This window comes from Micromonospora sp. NPDC093244 (assembly GCF_040683695.1).
Lineage (GTDB): Bacteria > Actinomycetota > Actinomycetes > Mycobacteriales > Micromonosporaceae > Micromonospora.
Genome location: NZ_JBFBEO010000005.1, coordinates 38006 through 57891, shown reverse-complemented (window position 1 = coordinate 57891; position 19886 = coordinate 38006). Strand labels below are relative to the sequence as shown.

General features: G+C 71.7%; 19 protein-coding genes and 2 pseudogenes. 13 read left to right on the top strand and 8 right to left on the bottom strand.

Going from position 1 to position 19886, the window contains the following annotated elements; genetic code table 11:
• Positions 1-13: 13 nt before the first annotated feature.
• Positions 14-1414, bottom strand: a complete 1401-nt coding sequence (locus AB0N27_RS23410) for a trehalose-6-phosphate synthase (protein WP_139585604.1) — start codon at positions 1412-1414, stop codon at positions 14-16.
• A gap of 331 nt (positions 1415-1745) precedes the next feature.
• On the opposite strand from AB0N27_RS23410, the gene ettA reads away from it, so the two are divergent.
• The 4 genes from ettA to AB0N27_RS23390 all read left to right on the top strand — a co-directional run bounded on the left by ettA (position 1746) and on the right by AB0N27_RS23390 (position 5325).
• Positions 1746-3422 carry an energy-dependent translational throttle protein EttA gene (ettA, locus tag AB0N27_RS23405; RefSeq protein ID WP_364373553.1) on the top strand — a complete coding sequence of 559 codons (1677 nt, stop codon included), beginning with the start codon at positions 1746-1748 and terminating at the stop codon, positions 3420-3422.
• Positions 3423-3434: 12 nt separating this feature from the next.
• On the top strand, positions 3435-3881 hold the full coding sequence (locus AB0N27_RS23400) for a thioesterase family protein (RefSeq protein WP_139585602.1): 447 nt from the start codon (positions 3435-3437) through the stop codon (positions 3879-3881).
• Entirely contained in the window at positions 3878-4609 is a 732-nt protein-coding gene (locus AB0N27_RS23395) for a hypothetical protein (protein ID WP_364373549.1), read from the top strand. Before AB0N27_RS23400 ends, AB0N27_RS23395 begins: the two co-directional genes overlap by 4 nt.
• 131 nt (positions 4610-4740) lie before the next feature.
• The gene (locus AB0N27_RS23390) at positions 4741-5325 is read left to right on the top strand and encodes a YbjN domain-containing protein (protein ID WP_357990570.1); all 585 of its coding nucleotides are present in this window, start codon (positions 4741-4743) and stop codon (positions 5323-5325) included.
• 34 nt (positions 5326-5359) lie between these two features.
• Here AB0N27_RS23390 and AB0N27_RS23385 read toward each other — a convergent pair whose 3' ends face one another.
• From AB0N27_RS23385 to AB0N27_RS23375, 3 genes are all read right to left on the bottom strand, one after another.
• Positions 5360-5749 carry a globin gene (locus AB0N27_RS23385; protein WP_364373545.1) on the bottom strand — a complete coding sequence of 130 codons (390 nt, stop codon included), beginning with the start codon at positions 5747-5749 and terminating at the stop codon, positions 5360-5362.
• A gap of 114 nt (positions 5750-5863) precedes the next feature.
• Positions 5864-7237: an MFS transporter gene (locus tag AB0N27_RS23380; RefSeq protein WP_364373542.1), complete on the bottom strand. Its 1374-nt coding sequence runs from the start codon at positions 7235-7237 to the stop codon at positions 5864-5866.
• Positions 7238-7469: 232 nt separating this feature from the next.
• Complete coding sequence (locus AB0N27_RS23375) at positions 7470-8492, bottom strand: mechanosensitive ion channel family protein (protein ID WP_364374254.1); 1023 nt, start codon at positions 8490-8492, stop codon at positions 7470-7472.
• 300 nt (positions 8493-8792) lie between these two features.
• On the opposite strand from AB0N27_RS23375, the gene AB0N27_RS23370 reads away from it, so the two are divergent.
• The gene (locus AB0N27_RS23370; protein ID WP_074313833.1) at positions 8793-9329 is read left to right on the top strand and encodes an HNH endonuclease; all 537 of its coding nucleotides are present in this window, start codon (positions 8793-8795) and stop codon (positions 9327-9329) included.
• A 148-nt stretch (positions 9330-9477) separates the two neighbouring features.
• On the opposite strand, the pseudogene AB0N27_RS23365 reads toward AB0N27_RS23370, so the two are convergent.
• Positions 9478-9609, bottom strand: a pseudogene (locus tag AB0N27_RS23365) (DUF6194 family protein); the annotation flags it as partial.
• A 3-nt stretch (positions 9610-9612) separates the two neighbouring features.
• Between AB0N27_RS23365 and AB0N27_RS23360 the strand changes: the two are divergent.
• Positions 9613-9804: pseudogene (locus AB0N27_RS23360) on the top strand (MerR family transcriptional regulator); the annotation flags it as partial.
• On the opposite strand, the gene AB0N27_RS23355 reads toward AB0N27_RS23360, so the two are convergent.
• The 3 genes from AB0N27_RS23355 to AB0N27_RS23345 form a co-directional block, all read right to left on the bottom strand.
• Positions 9750-10523: a class F sortase gene (locus tag AB0N27_RS23355; protein WP_364374251.1), complete on the bottom strand. Its 774-nt coding sequence runs from the start codon at positions 10521-10523 to the stop codon at positions 9750-9752. The pseudogene AB0N27_RS23360 and the gene AB0N27_RS23355 sit on opposite strands and share 55 nt — an antisense overlap.
• Positions 10524-10598: 75 nt before the next feature.
• Positions 10599-11120 carry a hypothetical protein gene (locus tag AB0N27_RS23350; RefSeq protein ID WP_364373539.1) on the bottom strand — a complete coding sequence of 174 codons (522 nt, stop codon included), beginning with the start codon at positions 11118-11120 and terminating at the stop codon, positions 10599-10601.
• Between the two features lie 206 nt (positions 11121-11326).
• Positions 11327-11767: an Lrp/AsnC family transcriptional regulator gene (locus tag AB0N27_RS23345; RefSeq protein ID WP_364373536.1), complete on the bottom strand. Its 441-nt coding sequence runs from the start codon at positions 11765-11767 to the stop codon at positions 11327-11329.
• Positions 11768-11915: 148 nt separating this feature from the next.
• Between AB0N27_RS23345 and AB0N27_RS23340 the strand changes: the two genes are divergently transcribed.
• Genes AB0N27_RS23340 through dmpG form a run of 7 tightly spaced genes read left to right on the top strand, consistent with a single transcriptional unit; the run spans position 11916 to position 19799 of the window.
• Complete coding sequence (locus AB0N27_RS23340; RefSeq protein WP_364374248.1) at positions 11916-12818, top strand: tryptophan 2,3-dioxygenase family protein; 903 nt, start codon at positions 11916-11918, stop codon at positions 12816-12818.
• Positions 12819-12832: 14 nt separating this feature from the next.
• Complete coding sequence (gene kynU / locus AB0N27_RS23335; RefSeq protein ID WP_364373533.1) at positions 12833-14113, top strand: kynureninase; 1281 nt, start codon at positions 12833-12835, stop codon at positions 14111-14113.
• Positions 14110-15447, top strand: coding sequence for an NAD(P)/FAD-dependent oxidoreductase (locus AB0N27_RS23330; RefSeq protein WP_364373530.1), 1338 nt, complete (start codon positions 14110-14112; stop codon positions 15445-15447). Before kynU ends, AB0N27_RS23330 begins: the two co-directional genes overlap by 4 nt.
• Positions 15448-15470: 23 nt before the next feature.
• Positions 15471-16952, top strand: a complete 1482-nt coding sequence (locus tag AB0N27_RS23325) for a 2-hydroxymuconic semialdehyde dehydrogenase (RefSeq protein WP_364374245.1) — start codon at positions 15471-15473, stop codon at positions 16950-16952.
• A 20-nt stretch (positions 16953-16972) separates the two neighbouring features.
• A complete protein-coding gene (locus AB0N27_RS23320; protein WP_364373527.1) occupies positions 16973-17770 on the top strand; it encodes a fumarylacetoacetate hydrolase family protein in 798 nt (265 codons plus the stop codon).
• On the top strand, positions 17767-18702 hold the full coding sequence (locus AB0N27_RS23315) for an acetaldehyde dehydrogenase (acetylating) (protein ID WP_364373524.1): 936 nt from the start codon (positions 17767-17769) through the stop codon (positions 18700-18702). Before AB0N27_RS23320 ends, AB0N27_RS23315 begins: the two co-directional genes overlap by 4 nt.
• Entirely contained in the window at positions 18699-19799 is a 1101-nt protein-coding gene (gene dmpG / locus AB0N27_RS23310; protein WP_364373521.1) for a 4-hydroxy-2-oxovalerate aldolase, read from the top strand. Before AB0N27_RS23315 ends, dmpG begins: the two co-directional genes overlap by 4 nt.
• The last annotated feature ends 87 nt before the right edge of the window (positions 19800-19886 follow it).

Below are 19886 nucleotides of genomic sequence, written 5' to 3'. Positions count from 1 at the left end.
TTGACGGACGTGTTCACTCGGCCTCCGCCTCGGAAACACCCAGTTCGGAGAGGAAAGACTTGGCCCAGTGCCCCACGTCGTGGGTACGCAGGTGACGTTGCATTGTCCGCATCCGGCGGCGTGCCTCGGTTTTCTCCACGTGCACTGCCCGGAGCAGGGCGTCCTTGACCGCGTCCGGATCGTGCGGGTTACACAGAAAGGCCTGACGCAGCTCCGTTGCGGCGCCAGCGAATTCACTGAGCACGAGCGCACCGCCCTGGTCGGCGCGTGATGCGACGTACTCCTTGGCTACCAGGTTCATTCCGTCTCGCAGCGGTGTCACCATCATCACGTCGGCAGCAACGTACATCGCGGCCAGTTCACTGCGACTGTACGACTGATGCAGGTAATGCACCGCCGGCACGCCGACCCGGCCGAATTCGCCATTAATCCGACCAACCTCGCGCTCTACCTTGACTCGAAGTGCCTGGTAGTGCTCGACGCGCTCACGGCTCGGTGTGGCGACCTGCACCATAACCGCATCGGGAACTGTCAACTTTCCGTCAGCCAGAAGTTCGCGGAAGGCCTTGAGCCGCAACTCGATGCCCTTGGTGTAATCCAGCCGGTCCACGCCAAGGATGATCGTCTTCGGGTCACCCAGCTCGGCGCGGATCTGCTTGGCGCGGGCCTGGACCGCCGGATCGGCGGCCATCCGCTCCATCTCCTGCGTGTCGATCGAGATGGGGAAGGCGCCCGCCTTCACCTGCCGCCCGTCGACCTGGATCATCTGCCCCTCGTAGCGCAGCCCGAGCAGGTGCCGGGCCAGCCGGACGAAGTTCTGCGCGGCCAGCCGCTGCTGGAAGCCGACCAGGTCGGCGCCGAGCAGGCCGCGCAGGATCTCGGTGCGGAACGGCATCTGCATGAACAGCTCGATCGGCGGGAACGGGATGTGCAGGAAGAACCCGATCCGCAGGTCCGGTCGCAGCTCCCGCAGCATCGCCGGGACGAGCTGGAGCTGGTAGTCCTGCACCCAGACCGTCGCGCCCTCGGCCGCCACGTCCGCCGCGGCCTCCGCGAACCGGGCGTTGACCAGGCGGTACGCCTCGCGCCAGCGGCGCTTGTAGGCGGGCGTCTCCACGGCGTCGTGGTAGAGCGGCCAGATCGTCGCGTTTGACTGGCCCTCGTAGTAGCGCTCCAGCTCCTCGGCGCTCAACGGCACCGGGTGCAGCCGGATGCCCTCCAGGTCGAACGGCTCGGGGGCGGCGCCTGTGCCACCGGCCCAGCCGACCCAGGTGCCCTGGTGTTCGGCGAGTACGGGATGCAGCGCGGTGACCAGCCCTCCGGGGCTGCGTCGCCACTGCCGTCCCTCGGGTGTGCTCACCTCGTCGACAGGCAGACGGTTCGCCACTACGACAAAGGAGCTACGGACGGTCACGATCGGCCACCTCCGGGTACTGACGGGTCCACCGCGATGAGCGTACTGAGCGTAGCTGCGGCCTCTGGGCCCCCGTGCCGGAGTCTCCTACCCGCCTCGGACTCGCCGAATCCTTGAGGTGATCTTGTCGACAGCCGCCCCGCTCGGAGGCGACGATCCGGCTCGCCGCGTACTCCTCGGGCGGGGTGATGTGGGCGAAGCTCGCCGTACCTGTCAGGATTGACGATGGCGTGCGCGCGGCCGGCTCCCGGCCGGCGGCGGCGGGTGGAGGTCCGAGCCCGCGCCGCGCCGCCGATCAGGCGACAGCAAACCGACGGAGGTAGCCCGCACCGTGGCCCAGTACATCTACGTCCTGGAAAAGGCGCGCAAGGCGCACGGCGACAAGGTCGTGCTCGACAACGTGACGCTGAGCTTCCTGCCGGGGGCCAAGATCGGTGTGGTCGGCCCGAATGGCGCCGGTAAGTCCAGCCTCCTCAAGATCATGGCAGGGCTGGACAAGCCGAGCAACGGCGAGGCCCGGCTCATGCCCGGCTACACAGTCGGCATGCTCGCCCAGGAGCCTCCGCTCAACGACGCCAAGACCGTGCTCGGCAACGTCGAGGAGGCGGTCGCCGAGACCAAGGCCAAGCTGGAGCGGTTCAACAAGATCGCCGAGCAGATGGCGACCGACTACTCCGACGAGCTGATGGAGGAGATGGGTCGGCTCCAGGAGGAGCTGGACCACGCCGACGCGTGGGACATCGACTCCAAGCTCGAACTGGCGATGGACGCGCTGCGCTGCCCGCCGCCGGACGCCGACGTGACCCAGCTCTCCGGTGGTGAGCGCCGCCGGGTGGCGCTCTGCAAGCTGCTCCTGGAGGCCCCCGACCTGCTGCTGCTCGACGAGCCCACCAACCACCTGGACGCGGAGAGCGTCTCCTGGCTGGAGCAGCACCTGGCCAAGTACGCGGGCACCGTCATGGCGATCACCCACGACCGGTACTTCCTGGACAAGGTGGCCGGCTGGATCCTGGAGCTGGACCGTGGCCGGGCCATCGGCTACGAGGGCAACTACTCCACCTACCTGGAGAAGAAGGCCGCCCGCCTGGCCGTCGAGGGTCGCCGCGACGCCAAGATGAAGAAGCGCCTCACCGAGGAGTTGGAGTGGGTCCGCTCCAACGCCAAGGCCCGCCAGACCAAGTCCAAGGCCCGCCTGGACCGGTACGACGAGATGGCCACCGAGGCGGAGAAGACCCGCAAACTGGACTTCGAGGAGATCCAGATCCCGCCGGGTCCGCGCCTGGGCAGCACGGTGATCGAGGCGCAGGGCCTCAGCAAGGGCTTCGGTGACCGGCTGCTGATCGACAACCTGTCGTTCTCGCTGCCCCGCAACGGCATCGTCGGCATCATCGGTCCGAACGGCGTCGGCAAGACCACGCTGTTCAAGACCATCGTCGGGCTGGAGGAGCCGACCGCCGGCGAGGTGCGGGTCGGTCCGACCGTCTCGTTGTCGTACGTCGACCAGAACCGGCAGGGCCTGGACGGCGACAAGACCGTCTGGGAGGTCGTCTCCGACGGGCTGGACTACCTGATGGTGGGCAAGGTCGAGATGCCGTCGCGGGCGTACATCGCCGCGTTCGGCTTCAAGGGACCGGACCAGCAGAAGCCGACGAAGGTGCTCTCCGGCGGCGAGCGCAACAGGCTCAACCTGGCGCTCACCCTGAAGATCGGCGGCAACGTCATCCTGCTCGACGAGCCGACGAACGACCTGGACGTGGAGACGCTCTCCAGCCTGGAGAACGCGCTGCTGGAGTTCCCCGGCTGCGCCGTGGTCATCTCCCACGACCGGATGTTCCTGGACCGGGTCGCCACGCACATCCTGGCCTGGGAGGGCGACGACCAGGACCCGGCCAAGTGGTTCTGGTTCGAGGGCAACTTCGAGGCGTACGAGAAGAACAAGATCGACCGCCTCGGCGCGGAGGCCGCCCGGCCGCACCGGGTGACGTACCGCAAGCTGACCCGCGACTGACCGGCCGAGACGGTGTCTGACCGGTTCGTCTACCACTGCACACTGCGCTGGTCCGACCTGGACGCGTACGGCCACGTCAACAACTCGCGCTTCCTCACCCTGTACGAGGAGGCGCGGGTGGCGTTGATGTTCGCCGGCGGCCGGGCCTGGGGGGTGGGCTCGTTCGCCGACGGTGTGGTGATCCGCCGGCACGAGGTCGACTACCTGCGCCCTGTCGACTACGCGCTGGGTCGGGCCACCGCGGAGGCGGCGCCCACCGTCCGGATCGAGCTGTGGGTCGAGGAGATCAAGGCTTCCCGCTTCACCGTCGCCTACGAGCTGTACGACGGCGACGTGCTCGCCAGCCGGGCCCGCTCGGTGCTTGTGCCGTTCGACCTGACCCGTCAGGTGCCCCGGCGGATCACCGCCGAGGAGCGGGACTTCCTGCTGACGTACGCCCCGCAGGGCGGCGGGGCGTGACCCGGCCGGGCACGGAACCGGGCCGGGTGGCGTCGGCGGCGCACGGCCTCACCGGCGCGGTCGACGCCGGCGCGTTCCTGGCCCGGCTGGTCCGACTCGACCCGGCCGCGCCGGTCCGGCTGCGGCCGGCCGGCGCGACCGGGCGCGTCGCGCTCTGGGCGCGGCTGCCGTGGCAGGTGCTCGTGGTGCGGACGGTGGCCGGCGGCCCGGCCGACGGCGTCGCCGACGACGTCACGGTGGCCGCCGCCGAACTGCTGGCCGAGCTGGAACGCGGCGGTACGTCGTTGCCGACGCGTCGGGACGCGCAGTGGCGGTGGCCGCTCCCGCCGGCGCGCAGCCAACCGGTGGAGGTGCTGCCCGCCGCCGAGCTGCGGCGGATCGCGGACGCCGCGGCGGGCACCCTGCGGACGGCGAGCGAGCAGGGTGTGGCCGGCCGGGCGGTCGGTCAGCGTGCCCTGCGGGACGCGCTGCTGGATCACGTCGCGGTGGTGGTCACGCCCGACGGGCCGCCGGCGCCGCCGGTGGAGGTGCCGCAGCGGTTGGTGCAGGGGCTGGTCCGGATGGGCTTCCTCGGCGCCGCCGGCCCGGGCGCCGCCGTGGACGAGCCGGCCGTGCAGGTGCGGGTGGCGGGCCGTTGGGTCGGCCTGGTGGGACCATACGGAGCGGCCTGGTTGCAGAAGGCCACAGACCTCGCCGTAACACCCCTCATGACTCGTCCGAACGGATGACCCCGGCTCATTCTTCTGGGCTGGGGCGGTCGTTGGGGGGGTGCTTCAACTCGGCTGTCCGGGTACCGTCCATCCTCGGATCCAACGCACCGTAGGCGACTGGATCCGCTGGGGAGTGAGGTGCGCGAGCGATGCCGTGGTGGTCATGGCGCCCCGGTCCCGCCGACGGCGGCGATCCGGAAACCCGAAGCGGGATCACAGTGGAGAGCGCGGTCCGGGTCGGACCGCCAAGCCCCCGCCAGCCGGGGGACGACTGCCCGTCCAATGAGCGGCCCGTGCTGACGGAGATGCCCGCCACCGTCGAACCGGTCAGCCTGCGTCGGGTCTGCGACGCACTCGACCTGCTCGACGTCCGGTACCTTGCCGACGGCGACGGCAACCTGTTGGCCATGTGGGAGCGGCACGCCGTCCTGGTCGCCCTGGAGGGGCCGGAGGACGAGATCCTGGTGATGCGGGCCCGCCCGCACGCCACCGTCCCACCGGACTGGGCCGACCGGGCCTACCGGGTGGTAAACGAGTGGAACCACACACGCCGGTTCTGCAAGGCGTACATCGGCGACCCGACCGAGCGCGGGCAGCTGCCGATCTACGCCGAGCTTCAGGTGCCCCTCGGCGCCGGCACCCACGACGCGCTGCTCGTCGAGATGCTCGACTGCGGCGCGGCGGTGGCCACCAGCTTCGTGGACTGGCTGCACGACGAGGGCGCTCTGCTCTGAGGCGCCGCGCGGGCCTGGTGTCCGGCCGGGGCCGTCAGGCGGGCTCGGCCGGGTCGTCCATGGCGTTGACCATGAAGTACGCGGCCCGCTCCAGATAGTCCCAGAGCGCACCGGCGATCTCCGGCTCCAGGTCGAGCCGGTCCACGGCGAGGCGCATGTGCAGCAGCCAGGCGTCCCGCTCGGCTACGCCGATCCGGAACGGGGCGTGCCGCATCCGCAGCCGTGGGTGACCCCGCTGGGTGGAGTACGTGTTCGGCCCACCCCAGTACTGCATGAGGAACAGGGTCAGCCGGTCCGCGGCCGGCCCCAGGTCCTTCTCGGGGTACATGGGTCGCAGCAGGGGGTCGGTGGCGACACCGACGTAGAACTCGTCCACCAGCTTGCGGAAGGTGGGCTCGCCGCCGACCGCTTCGAAGAGGGTCATCGACGCACTGGGACGGTCGGATTCACCTGCGGGGTTCACCGTTCCATCCTGCCAGGTACGCCCCGCACCGGCCGGACCCGTACGCCGTGCGTCGGATCACGCCCGGCCCGTACGTCAGCTCAGGGCGTGCCGGCGGCGGCCCGTGCCCGCCTGGGGGTCGGCGGCAGGCGTGCTGCCGGAGGGCCGGTCGCCCTGGTTCGCCGCCTGTTCGGCGTTGGCCGCGACCGCCGCCGCGATCGTGCTGTCCACCGTCTGCCGGTCCGGCCAGCGCAGTGAGGCCACCAGCATCAGCAGCACCCCGGCGGCGCTCCACACGCCCACCACCAGCGGGATCGAGAAACGGTCGGCGAGCAGGCCGGTGGCCAGCACCGCGACCCCCTGGATGACCTGGACCCCGGTGGCCATCACACCGAAGGCGCGTGCCCGGAACTCGGCGGGCAGGGCCTGGACGAACAGGCCGTTGGCCATCGGCAACATGCCCGCGACCGCGAACCCGCAGAGCGCGGCGAGCAGCGCCACCACCGGTGGCGCCGGGTTGAGCAGTGCCGGCACCAGCGCCAGCGGGGCGAGGACGGCAAGTGGCCGCATCAGGGCCCGCCGCCGGGACGGGCCGAACAGCCGGCTCACGAGCAGCCCGCCGAGGATGAACCCCACCGGGTTGGCCACCATGATCAGAGCCTGCGCGAGGCCCTCGTCCATGCCGCCGCCGTCCTGGTTGGCCCAGCCCGCCGCCAGCCCCTCCGGGACGATGGAGAAGAGCATCGCGCTGAACACCAGCACCGCGATGGCCCGCAGCACCGGAGTGCCGAACACGATCTGGAACCCCTGGGTGGTCTCCCGCAGCAGGTGGCTGCGGTGGGCGCTGGTCATCACGGGGGCCCGGTCCCGGACGCCGAAACGCACGAGCAGCGCCGAGGCGGCGAACGTCGCCGCGTTGATCAGCAGTGCGAGGGCCGGGTCGAACGCGGCGACGGCCGTGCCGAGCAGGTAGCCGAGGACCTGCGCGGCCTGCCCGACGCTGCTGTTCAGCGACAGGCCGACCACGAGCCGGTCGCCGGCGAGGATCTGCGGCATCAGGGCGGACTTCGCCGCCTGGCTCGGCGGGTTGGCCAGCGTGGCGGCGAAGATGAGCACGAGCACCGCCTGGACCGGCAGGCCCGGGATGGCGATGAACAGCATCAGCGTCATCCGGATCAGGTCACACGCGACCATCACCCGCCGGTACGGGTACCGCTCGGCAAGCGCGGCGAGCAGAGGGCCACCGAGCAGCCACGGCAGGAAGCTCACGGCGAAGGCGGCGGCGGAGAGCGCGACGGACTCGGTCTGCTGGTAGACGAGAAGCGTGACGGCGGCCTTCGCCACGTAGTCACCGATCCACGAGAGGGCACCGGCCGCGAAGACAGCCCGGAACTCGCGCTGGGCGAACACTTCGCGAAATGTGGCCGGGCCTTCCGCGGAAGGTCGCTCGTCGGGCACCGTCGCCTCCATCGGCTCCCGGCGCACCGCTCGTGGCAGCCGGCCGGGAACACTCGTCAGATCTACGGATCAGCGAGGATGTGACCACGCTCCGGCGGGAACGCGTGCACCGAATTCTGCCCGATCGTCTGACAACTAGCTAGGGCGAACGGCTCGTTCGTCGCATCCCCGACTGAACGAACGGACGATACCTGAGGGGCCGGGCGGACCGCGACCCCTGTATCGACCGGACAGGCCGTCCGGGTCAGGTGGCGCCGCCCTGACCGGTCTCACCCTCGGGCAGCGGCCGGCTCGGTACGCCGGGATAGATGCGGGCAGCGGCGATCTGGGCGGTGATCCCCGAGTTCTCCAGCGCCTCGGCAAGCCGCCGGCGCAGCTCCCGGCCCACCGCGAACTGCCCGTCGGCAGTCGTCTTCACCACCGTCCGGATCACCGCGCCGTCCACAGTCATCTGCTCGACGCCCAGCACCTCGGGCGCCTCGACGATCTCCGGCGACAGCTCCGGGTCCATCGCGATCGACGCGGCCGCGGTCCGCAGCACGGCGGTGGCCTCCTCGGTGCTGCTGAACCCGATCGGCAGGTCCACCACCACCAGGGCCCAGCCCTGGCTCTTGTTGCCCACCCGGATGATCTCGCCGTTGCGGATGTACCAGAGCACGCCCCGACCGTCGCGGACCGTCGTGACCCGCAGTCCGACCGACTCCACCACACCCGTCGCCTCGCCCAGGTCGACGTTGTCGCCCACGCCGTACTGGTCCTCGATGAGCATGAACAGACCGGCGATCAGGTCCTTGACCAGGCTCTGCGCGCCGAAGCCCAGCGCGACGCCGACGATCCCGGCGCTGGCCAGCAGCGGGGCCAGGTCGAAGCTGAACTCGCGCAGGATCATCAGCAGCGCGATCCCGAAGACGAACGCCGTGGTGAGGCTGCGCAGCACCGAGCCGATGGCCTCGGCCCGCTGCCGCCGTCGCTCCGGTACGAACTCGGCCGGGTCGACAGCGGCGGTGGGCACCCGCTCGCGCAGCGGCCGCAGCATCGTCGGCACCGCGCCGTCGGTGGTGGTCCGCACCAGCCGGTTGATCGTCCGGTGCAGCGCCCAGCGGGCCACCATCGCCACGACCAGGATCAGCAGCACCCGCAGCGGCTTGAGTAGGATCCAGTAACTGCCCTCGGCGAACCATTGCGACCGGGTGACCTCGTAGATGAACTCGCAGGAGGAACTGCCCTGACAGTTCACCGACCCGACGGTGGACAGGGCGAGGGGCATCACGCTGGCGGCACTCACCCTGTCTTCGTACCGCAACGAACCGGACCGCCGGTCGCCGACCCACCGGCGGGTGACGTGCCGCCGACGGCGGCACCGGAACGGGGCGAACCGGCCATCCTGACAGGTGCGGTAGAGAGCTTCATGTCCGGCCCCGGATTAGTGCGTGCAATCCGGGGTCCGATCAGGGACTATTGGCGCAACGGACGTCGGTGATCGGCCGGCGTCGACCGTGTGGGTCGTCATGCCCGACCCCGGTCGACGGCGGTACGCAGCAGCCGCTGAACCGGGAGGGTGAGCGCGATGCCTGACATACGACCCACGGTGGGCTCCGGCGCGCTTGTCCTCAACGCCACCTACGAGCCGCTGTGTGTCGTGTCGGTGCGTCGAGCCGCGATCCTCGTGCTGTCCGCGAAGGCGGTCTGCGTCGCCGACGGGGACGGCATCCTGCACAGCGCCCGCGACGCGCTCCCGGTGCCGTCGGTGGTCCGGCTGACCCGTTTCGTCCGCGTCCCGTACCGTACGCACGTCGGGCTGTCCCGCCGGGCGATCTTCGCCCGGGACGGCTGGCGGTGCGCCTACTGCCGGGGCCCGGCCGAGACGATCGACCACGTCTTCCCGCGCAGCCGGGGTGGCCGGCACGCGTGGGAGAACGTGGTGGCCGCGTGCGCCCGCTGCAACCACACGAAGGGCGACAAGACGCCCGCCGAGCTGGGCTGGCGGCTGCACGCGCTGCCGGCCGCGCCGAAAGGGACCGCGTGGCGGGTCCTCGGGCACCGCGCTCCGGACCCGCGCTGGGCCGACTGGCTCGACCTGCGCGAGCCCGAAGCGGCCGCCTGACCGCACCCGCCCCGGCCCTGGCGCCCGGTCCCGCCGGTCGGCGGTCCGCCGCGTGGCGCGCTCGTGACGGTCGACCGCCCGTCCGTACGCGATGGGCGAGCAGCCTGTCGATCTCGGGCAGCATCCGCGGTCCCGGCATCACGATCCCGGCGAAGCCGTGCAGCGCGTAGCCCGGGTGCGGCGTGAGAGTGTCCAGCCGGGCGTGGTCGAAGTCGTCCCGGTGCTCCTCGAACGCCTTCGGCGCGAAGCCGAACGCCCTTTCGAACTCGACCCGGCCCAGGTCCAGGTGCGGGACGCGGGCGGCGCCGAACCGCTCGCCGCGTCCCTCGGGCAGTGGCGCCTACGGCTCACCTGGCGTGGCCGGGCCATGCTCTCCGGGGCCGCCCGGCTCGCCGAGTACCTCGACGCCGTTGCGGACGGTCACCTTCCCCGGGCCTTGACCAGCGAGGCGAAGACCACGACATTGTCCGAGTAGCCGGTCTCCCCGCCGACCCAGCGACCGCCACAGGTGATCAGGCGCAGGCTCGGGCGGCTGAAGTCGCCGTACACCTCGTCCACCGGCAGTCGCCCCTTGTCGAAGCGCTGCACCGAGTCCACCTCGAAGACCGCCACGCTGTGGTCGGTGCGCGTCACCTCGATCCGGTCACCGGAGCGCAGCTCACGCAGTTGGTGGAACACCGCCGGACCGGTCGTGGTGTCGACGTGGCCCACGATCACCGCGGGGCCGTACTGCCCGGGTGTGGGGCCCTGGTCGTACCAACCGGCCTCCTGGGCGCGGGCCGCGTCGGGCACGGCGATGGTGCCGTCGGCGGCGATGCCCACGTCGTGCACAGGCGCCCGCAGGTCGATCGTGTCGATGCTGAGGCTCACCGGGTGGCTGGCCGGCAGGACCGGGAACTTCTTCGGCGGTGGCCGCAGGCCGGCGCTGAGCCGGTCGGGCAGGATGTTGACCCCGGTGACCTGCTCGACGCCGAGCATCGCCACGATCAGCACCATCAGCCCCGCGATGGCCAGCACCGGCAGTCCCGGTCCGGTGCCGAACCGGCCGCGCAGCAGCGACGGTGTGGCCGTCCGCGTCGGCGGCAGCGGACGGGCGGCCGGGTCGGTGGTGGCGACGCTCGCCGACACGGCCTGCCCGGCGACCCGGCGCAGCCGGCGCGACGCGCGGGCCACCAGCCGGCCGGACGCGCGCAGCGCCGGCCCGGCCCGGAAGCGGGCGCGGCGATCCGACCGCGTACGCGCGGATCTGCGGGTCATCGTTGGTCCGGCTCAGGAGCCGGCTCCGGCCCGGCGCCGTCCGCCCGCCATGCCGAGCGCCACCGCGGTGGCCACCAGGGCCACGCCGCCGAGCACCAGCAGGGAGCCCGTGCCCCGGCCCCCGGCGGTGCCGCCGCCCCCGGTCGCCGGTCCCTTGCTGGGCGAGGCCATGTTCAGCACGGTCAGCATCGTGGAGGCCGTCTGGCCGTTCTGGCAGCGCAGGTCGACCGGATAGTCACCCGGTTCCTTGTTGCCCGGGACGGTGACCTCGCCCTTGAGGAAGCCGTTGTCCGATCTGAGCATCACGTGCCCGAACGCGTCGGAGTGCACGTTGGCCTGCCGTTCGTTGTTGTTGTCGCAGCTCGCGCGGATCGTGACCCGGCTGCCGGCCGGGACGCTGTTAGGTGTCACCTCGACGAAGGTGTTCTCACCGGCGCGTGCCGGCGTGACAGTCATCAGGACGAACGCCGCGACCAGCCCGACAAGTGTCAGTGCGGACGAGAGCGCGCGGTTGATCGTGCGGATTCCCTGCATGATTTCCCCCCAACCGGCGACGACCGCCGGAACCCTCCCCTGGGCACGCGCCTGCTTTCCCCCCACCCAGCCCCCAAACCCCGCCCGACCCCGCCCCGGCCCCGCCCCAGCCCCGCGCGATCTTGCACTTTCTGCCTCGACAAACGTGGCAGAAGAGGACACAAGGGCGACAGCAAGTGCAAGATCGGCGCGTGCAGGGGGTGGGGTTAGGGGGTTTGGGGGGTTAGGGGGTGCCAGGTCAGGGGGGAGGAGAGGACCATGGTGCTCGACGGTTGGCCGTACGGGGCGAGTCTGTCGATGACTCTCTCGAACTCGCCGATGGAGCCGGCGGCCACCTTCAACATGCTGCACGCGTCCCCGGTGATCCGGTGGATCTCCAGGATCTCCGGCCAGCCGGCCACCGCCGGGTCGTGCAGGATGCAGCGCGCCCCGTAGCAGGACATCCGGATCATCGCGACCACGGTGCGGCCGGCCCGGGTCAGGTCGACGTGGGCGTGGTACCCGGTGATCACACCGGACTCCTCGAGCCGGCGGACCCGCTCCGCAACCGCAGGTGGGGACAGGTGCACCCGCCGCGACAGCTCGCTGAAGGAGAGCCGCGCGTCGGCCTGCAGCTCGCGCAGCAGCGCCCAGTCCATGTCGTCCACGCTCAGACCTTACTTTCGTGAACCCGACTCGCCTAGCTGCCTTTGGCTTGCCAGCCAGAGCCCCTTCAGCGCCGTTGATCCGGCATTCCGTAGGCCGATCCGACCGCGGGATCATGATGTCGGCCAGTCCGGGGGAGGGAGAACGATGGTGGATCAGACGGAGCGGCGGGCGCCGAACCGCCCCGCCACGGTGCGACCGGTGACCCCGAGGCAGCGGGCCGCCCGGGCCGCCCGCAACGGGGGCGAGCCGACGCTCGAGTTCGCCGAGCGCGTGCCGTACGACGCGTACGTGCAGGCAAGCACCCTGCACCAGTTGCAGCAACCACTCAGCAGCGATCCGGGCGAGATGTCCTTCCTCATGGTCAGTCAGATCATGGAGCTGTACTTCGGGCTGACCTGCCACGAGCTGCGGGAGACCCAGCGCCTGCTCCGCGCCGACCAGGTGTGGGACGCGCTGGCCCCGCTGCGCCGCGCCGCCCTGCACCTGGAGGGACTGAACGCCGCCTGGCAGGGCCTGCGGTGGATGACCCCCGCCGACTTCAACAGGTTCCGCAACCTGCTCGGTGAGGGCTCCGGTTTCCAGTCGGCCATGTACCGGCACCTGGAGTTCCTGCTCGGGCTCCGCGACCCGGCGCTGATCCGGCCGTTCCGCAGGCAGACCGAGGTGCACGCCGCGCTGACGGCGACGCTCGCCGCCCCCAGCCTCTGGGACGACGTGGTCGCGCTGCTCGCGCGGCGCGGGTTCGACGTCCCCGCCGACCTGCTGGGCCGGGACGTGGCGGTGGAGCACGACGCGCACCCGTCGGTCGAGGCGGCCTGGGTGCGCATCTACGGCGACCCGGGCCCGGACAACCACCTGCGGCTGCTCGGCGAGGCGTTGAGCGGGGTCGCCGAGGAGTTCGGCGACTGGCGGTGGAATCACGTGAAGGCGGTCCAGCGGACAATGGGCGCCAAGGTCGGCAGCGGCGGCTCCGCCGGGCTGGCCTGGTTGCAGCGCAGCATGTCCCGGGTGGTCTTCCCGGAGCTGTGGTCGGCCCGTACCGCGATGTGACCGGAGAGCGAGACATGCACACCTCACAACAAGAGGCACTTCGCCTCGATGAGACCGACCCGGGCCACCGGCACCTGTTCCACGTGCCGCCTGCCGACGGCGGCGACCACCCCGAGGCGGCGTACCTGGCCGGCAACTCGCTCGGCCTGCAACCCCGGGCCACCCGCGACGAACTCCTCGCCGACCTGGACGCCTGGCAGCGGCTCGGCGTCGAGGGGCACCTGGAGGCGCAGCGGCCGTGGCTGCCGTACCACGAGCTGTTGACGGCGCCGGCCGCCCGACTGGTCGGCGCCCGGCCCGCGGAGACCGTGGTGATGAACTCGCTCACGGTCAACCTGCACCTGCTGATGGTGAGTTTCTACCGCCCGGCGGGGGCCCGCACCCGCATCGTCATCGAGGATTCCGCGTTCCCCTCGGACAGCTACGCGGTACGCAGCCAGGCCCGGTTCCACGGCCTGGACCCGGACGACACAGTGGTGCGGCTGCGCCCGCGCCCGGGTGAGGACGCGCTGCGCACCGAGGACGTGACCGACTACCTGGCCGCCGAGGGTGACCGGGTGGCGCTGGTGCTGCTCGGCGGGGTCAACTACCTGACCGGCGAGCTGCTGGACATCCCGGCGATCACGGCCGCCGGCCGGGCGGCGGGTACGGTGGTCGGCTGGGACCTGGCGCACGCGGTGGGCAACGTTCCGCTGGAACTGCACGACTGGGACGTCGACTTCGCCGCCTGGTGCTCCTACAAGTACCTGAACTCCGGGCCGGGTGCCCTGGCGGGCGTCTTCGTGCACGAACGGCACCTCGGCGACGGGGACCTGCCCCGCTTCGAGGGCTGGTGGAGCACCGCGGCGGCGACCCGGTTCGAGATGACGCCCGTGTCCCGGCCACCGGCCACCGTGGAGGCCTGGCAGATCTCCAACCCGCCGATCTTCGCGATGGGTCCGGTGCGTACCTCGCTGGAGCTGTTCGACACGGTAGGGATGACCGCGCTGCGCGCCCGCAGCCAGCGGCTCACCGGCTGGTTGGAGTCGCTGCTCGACGAGGTCACCGCCGGCCGGCCGCTGCGCGTGGTCACCCCGCGCGACCCGGCCCGGCGCGGTTGCCAGCTCTCCGTGCGCATCGGCTCCGGCAGCGCCGCCGAGCTGACCAAACGCCTCCGGTACGAGCACGGCGTCATCGCCGACGCACGCGAACCGGACGTCGTCCGGTTCGCCCCGGTGCCTCTCTACTCCACGTACCTCGACTGCTGGCGGGCCGCCGCCGCGCTCGCCGCGACGGTGGGGCAGGTGACCTCATGACCGCCCGGCGCGACGAGACCGCGATCATCGGCGCCGGGTTGGCCGGTTGCCTGGCTGCCTGCTTCCTGGCCCGGCGTGGCTACCCGGTGGCCCTGTACGAACGGCGGCCCGACCCTCGTACCGGCACGGCCGAGCGGGGCCGCTCGATCAACCTGGCGCTCTCCGAGCGCGGGCTCGACGCGTTGCGCCGGATCGGCCTGGCCGAGCAGGTGATGGCCGACGCGCTGCCGATGCGCGGCCGGATGATCCACCCGGTGCAGGGGGAGCCGCAGTTCCAGTCGTACAGCGCGGGCGGTGACCGGGCCATCAACTCGATCAGTCGGGGCGCGCTGAACAACGCCCTGCTGGACGCGGCGGCCGCGCTGCCCGGGGTGCGGATCGTCTTCGACCACCGGCTGGTCGGGCTCGACCCGTCCGACGGCGCGCTGAGCTTCGAGACGCCGCAGGGCACCGTCGACGCCAAGGCGTCGGTGGTGCTGGGCGCCGACGGCGCCGGCTCGGTGGTACGCGGGCAGTTGCTGGCGTCCGGGCTGCTGCGCGAGAGCGTGGACTTCCTCGACTACGGCTACAAGGAGCTGACGATCCCGCCGCTGGGTGGGGACTTCGCCCTGGAGGAGGACGCGCTGCACATCTGGCCGCGCGGCACCTCGATGATGATCGCGCTGCCCAACCCGGACCGCTCCTTCACCTGCACGCTGTTCTGGCCCAACGAGGGCGCCGGCAGCTTCGCGGCCCTGGACAATCCGCTGGCGATCGAACGGCACTTCGCCGAGCACTACCCGGACGTGGTTCCGCTGGCCCCGACCCTCGTGGACGACTACCAGCACAACCCGGTAGGCGTGCTCGGCACGGTCCACTGCACCCCCTGGCAGGTGAACGGCACTGTCGGGCTGCTCGGCGACGCGGCGCACGCCATCGTGCCGTTCTACGGCCAGGGCGCCAACTGCGCCTTCGAGGACGTGGTCGAGCTGGACCGCTGCCTCGACGAGTGCGCCGACGACTGGGCGGCGGCGCTGCCGCTGTTCCAGCGGCGCCGCCAGGAGAACGCGGAGGCCATCGCCCAGATGGCGCTCACCAACTTCGTGGAGATGCGCGACAAGGTCGCGTCGCCGGTCTTCCAGCTCCGCCGCAGGGTCGAGCACGCACTGGAACGGGCACTGCCCGACCGGTACGTTTCGCAGTACGAGCTGGTGTCCTTCACCACCACCCCGTACGCCGAGGTGCGCCGCCGGGTGCGCCGGCAGCACGCGGTGCTCGGCGCGGTCGCCGGCGGTGCCGCGCTGCTGCTGATCGGCGCCGTCGGCGCGGCACTGAGCCGAGGGAGGCGCGGATGACCGGCACCTGGGACCCACGGCTGATGGCCGGCCACCCACCGTCCGGGCCGCGACTGTTACGCAACTTCGTCGGCGGCGAGTTCGTCGACTGTGGGTCGACGTTCACCAAGGCCAGCCCGGTCACCGGCCAACCGGTGTTCGAGGTGGTCGAGGCATCGGCCTCCACTGTGGACGACGCAGTCGGCGCGGCCCGGGCCGCGCTGCGCGGGCCGTGGGGCCAGATGGGGGAGCGCGAGCGCGCCGAGGTGCTGCGCCGGGTCGCCGACGAGCTGGAACGCCGCTTCGACGACCTGGTGACCGCCGAGGTCGCCGACACCGGCAAGTCCATCGCCCAGGCCCGCACGCTTGACATCCCGCGCGGCGCGGCGAACTTCCGGGCGTTCGCGGAGATCGTGGCGACCGCACCCACCGAGTCGTTCACCACCGTCACCCCGACCGGCGGCAGGGCGCTGAACTACGCGCTGCGCAAGCCGGTCGGCGTGGTCGCGGTCATCGTGCCGTGGAACCTGCCGCTGCTGCTGCTCACCTGGAAGGTCGCCCCGGCACTGGCCTGCGGCAACGCCGTCGTGGTCAAGCCCAGCGAGGAGACTCCCGCCTCGGCGACGCTGCTCGCCGAGGTGATGGCCGCCGCCGGCGTACCGGCCGGGGTGTTCAACCTCGTGCACGGCTTCGGACCGGACTCGGCAGGCGAACACCTCACCAGGCACCCGGGCGTGGACGCGATCACCTTCACCGGCGAGTCGGCCACCGGCGGCGCGATCATGCGGGCTGCCGCCGACGGGGTGAAGGCGGTCAGCTTCGAGCTGGGCGGCAAGAACGCCGGCCTGGTCTTCGCCGACGCCGACCTGGACGCCGCGGTGGCCGGGTCGGTGCGGTCCAGCTTCACCAACGGCGGGCAGGTGTGCCTCTGCACCGAACGCATCTACGTGCAGCGGCCGGTCTTCGAGGAGTTCACCGCCCGACTGGCGAAGCGGGCCGGCGAGCTGGCGTACGGCTGGCCGACCGACGAGGCCACCGCCACCATGCCGCTGATCTCCCACCAGCACCGGGCCAAGGTGCTCGGCGCGTACGAGCTGGCCCGGTCCGAGGGCGCCGAGGTGCTGACCGGGGGCGGCACGCCCACCTTCGGCGACGCCCGTGACGGCGGGTCGTACGTGCAGCCGACAGTGCTCACCGGGCTCGGCCCGGACGCCCGTACCAACCGGGAGGAGATCTTCGGCCCGGTGGTGCACGTCGCGCCGTTCGACACCGAGGACGAGGCGTACACCCTCGCCAACGGCACCGAGTACGGCCTGGCGGCGACGGTGTGGACCAGGGACGTGGGGGTCGCGCACCGGGCCGGCGCCCGGCTGGACGCCGGCATCGTCTGGGTGAACACGTGGTTCCTGCGTGACCTGCGCACCCCGTTCGGCGGGGTGAAGGCGTCGGGCATCGGCCGTGAGGGCGGCGTGCACTCGCTGAACTTCTACTCCGAACTCACAAACGTCTGCGTGGACCTGTCGTGAGCCCCAGCGAGGGAGCGGGTATGGAAGCTGACATCGAGGCCGCCAACCGGGAGCTGGCCGACGCCCGCAGCACCGGCAAGCCGTGCCCGCCGCTGCGCGGCCGGCTGCTGCCCGAGGGGGACGTCGAGTCCGCGTACCGCGTGCAGCAGCTCCAGGCGCGGGCCTGGCAGGGCCGTGGCGAACGCCGCGTCGGCGCGAAGATCGGGCTGACGTCCCGGGCGGTGCAGGAGACCTTCGGGGTGTTCCAACCGGACTTCGGGATGCTCACCGACGCCATGGCGGTCGGCGACGGGGCCGAGGTGCCCATCGACCGGCTGCTCCAGCCGCGGGTCGAGGCGGAGATCGCGTTCGTGCTCGACAAGGACCTGGCCGACCCGCAGATCACGACAGTCGACCTGATCCGCGCTGTCGACCACGTGCTGCCGGCCATCGAGATCGTCGACTCGCGGATCGCCGGGTGGGACATCTCCATCGTGGACACCGTCGCCGACAACGCCTCCAGTGGGCTGTTCGTGCTCGGCACCACGCCGCGCCGGCTCGCCGACGTCGATCTGCGGCTGTGCGGAATGGTGCTGGAGCACGCCGGTGAGCCGGTTTCGGTGGGCGCGGGAGCGGCCTGCCTCGGCAACCCGCTGCACGCCCTGCACTGGCTGACCAGCACCCTCGCGCGCGCCGGCGACCCGCTGCGCGCCGGTGACGTGGTGCTCTCCGGGGCGCTCGGCCCGATGGTGCCTGTCACGCCCGGGGCGGCGTACGAGGCCCGGATCTCCGGTCTCGGCTCGGTGCGTACGGCCTTCACCCGAGGGGAGTCAGCGTGAGCGTCGGCGTGGCGGTGCTCGGTTCCGGCAACATCGGCACCGACCTGATGATCAAGGTGTTGCGGCTCAGCGACAGCCTGCGGATGGTGGCGCTGGCCGGCATCGACCCGGCCTCCGACGGCCTGGCCCGCGCCCGCCGGCTCGGCGTGGCCACCACCGCCGAGGGCGTCGACGGGCTGGTCGCGATGCCCGAGTTCGCCGACGTCGAGCTGGTCTTCGACGCCACCTCGGCCGGCGCGCACCGCCGCCACGACGAGGTGCTTCGCGCGCACGGCCGCATTGTCGTCGACCTGACCCCGGCCGCCATCGGCCCGTACGTGGTGCCGCCGGTCAACCTCGACGAGCACCTGCACGAGCCGAACGTCAACATGGTGACCTGCGGCGGGCAGGCGACGGTGCCGATCGTGGCCGCCGTACGCCGGGTCACCCCCGTGGCGTACGGGGAGATCGTGGCGTCGATCGCGTCGAAGTCGGCGGGGCCCGGCACCCGGGCCAACATCGACGAGTTCACCGAAACCACGGCGCGGGCCATCGAGGTGGTCGGAGGGGCCGAGCGGGGCAAGGCCATCATCGTGCTCAACCCGGCGGACCCACCGCTGCTGATGCGCGACACTGTCTACTGCCTCTGCCCGGACGCCGACGCCGACACCGCCGCCATCGCCGCCTCGGTTGCCGACATGGTGGCGACGGTCCAGGAGTACGTCCCCGGCTACCGGCTCAAGCAGGACGTGCAGTTCGACCGGGTGCGGGCGTACCTGCCGACGCTCGGACGGCAGCTCACCGCGTTGCAGGTGTCGGTCTTCCTGGAGGTCTCCGGTGCCGGCCACTACCTGCCGGCGTACGCCGGGAACCTCGACATCATGACCTCCGCGGCCCTGCGCACCGCGGAGCGGCTGGTCGCCCTGCGCTCTCCGGAGGTGGCCGCGTCATGACCGACCTGTACATCCAGGACGTGACGCTGCGCGACGGCATGCACGCCATCGCCCACCGGTACACGGTCGAGCAGGTGCGCACCATCGCCGCCGCGCTGGACGCCGCAGGAGTGGCCGCCATCGAGGTGGCGCACGGCGACGGGCTCGCCGGTTCCAGCGTCAACTACGGGCACGGGGCGGCCAGCGACGCCGAGTGGATCTCCGCCGCCGCCGAGGTGCTCACCACGGCGAAGCTGACCACGCTGCTGCTGCCCGGCATCGGCACGATCGCCGGCCTGAAGGCGGCCAAGGCGCTCGGGGTGACGAGCGTTCGCATCGCCACGCACTGCACCGAGGCGGACATCTCCGCCCAGCACATCTCCTGGGCGCGGGAGAACGGCATGGACGTGGCCGGATTCCTGATGATGTCGCACATGAACGACCCGGCGGGGCTCGCCGGGCAGGCCAAGCTCATGGAGTCGTACGGGGCGCACTGCGTCTACGTCACCGACTCCGGCGGTCGGCTGCTGATGTCCGACGTGGCGCAGCGGGTCGACGCGTACCGGCAGGTGCTGGAACCGCAGACGCAGATCGGCATCCACGCCCACCACAACCTGTCCCTCGGCGTCGCCAACAGCGTCCTCGCCGTCGAGCACGGTCGGATCTCCGGTTCGACACCCGTCGGCCCGGACGCGCCCCACGGCCGGACGGTGCGCGTCGACGCCTCACTCGCCGGCATGGGCGCGGGCGCCGGCAACGCGCCGCTGGAGGTCTTCGTGGCGGTCGCCGAGCTGCACGGCTGGAAGCACGGCTGCGACGTGTTCGCGCTGATGGACGCCGCCGACGACATCGTCCGCCCGTTGCAGGACCGGCCGGTCCAGGTCGACCGGGAGACGCTCTCCCTGGGGTACGCCGGGGTCTACTCCAGCTTCCTGCGGCACGCCGAGCGGGCCTCGGCGAAGTACGGGGTGGACGTCCGGTCGATCCTGGTCGAGCTGGGTCGGCGCCGGATGGTCGGCGGCCAGGAGGACATGATCGTGGACGTGGCACTCGACCTGGCCGGCGCAGAGGCCGGTGCGCGCGCCCCGCAGTCGCGAACGGAAGGTGGCTCAGTGTGAGCGCGAGGAGTGAGCCGGGTTTGCGAGCCCCGCAGTCGCGAACGGAAGGTGGCTCAGTGTGAGCGCGAGGAGTGAGCCGGGTTTGCG

Coding starts and splice junctions, on each gene's coding strand:
- AB0N27_RS23375 (WP_364374254.1), bottom strand. CDS start 8,492: ATGCCCCTCGCCCTGTCCACCGTCGGGTCGGTGAACTGTCAGGGCAGT.
- AB0N27_RS23320 (WP_364373527.1), top strand. CDS start 16,973: ATGGAAGCTGACATCGAGGCCGCCAACCGGGAGCTGGCCGACGCCCGC.
- kynU (WP_364373533.1), top strand. CDS start 12,833: ATGCACACCTCACAACAAGAGGCACTTCGCCTCGATGAGACCGACCCG.
- AB0N27_RS23370 (WP_074313833.1), top strand. CDS start 8,793: ATGCCTGACATACGACCCACGGTGGGCTCCGGCGCGCTTGTCCTCAAC.
- AB0N27_RS23380 (WP_364373542.1), bottom strand. CDS start 7,237: ATGGAGGCGACGGTGCCCGACGAGCGACCTTCCGCGGAAGGCCCGGCC.
- AB0N27_RS23350 (WP_364373539.1), bottom strand. CDS start 11,120: ATGCAGGGAATCCGCACGATCAACCGCGCGCTCTCGTCCGCACTGACA.
- dmpG (WP_364373521.1), top strand. CDS start 18,699: ATGACCGACCTGTACATCCAGGACGTGACGCTGCGCGACGGCATGCAC.
- AB0N27_RS23325 (WP_364374245.1), top strand. CDS start 15,471: ATGGCCGGCCACCCACCGTCCGGGCCGCGACTGTTACGCAACTTCGTC.
- AB0N27_RS23330 (WP_364373530.1), top strand. CDS start 14,110: ATGACCGCCCGGCGCGACGAGACCGCGATCATCGGCGCCGGGTTGGCC.
- AB0N27_RS23390 (WP_357990570.1), top strand. CDS start 4,741: ATGCCGTGGTGGTCATGGCGCCCCGGTCCCGCCGACGGCGGCGATCCG.
- AB0N27_RS23385 (WP_364373545.1), bottom strand. CDS start 5,749: ATGACCCTCTTCGAAGCGGTCGGCGGCGAGCCCACCTTCCGCAAGCTG.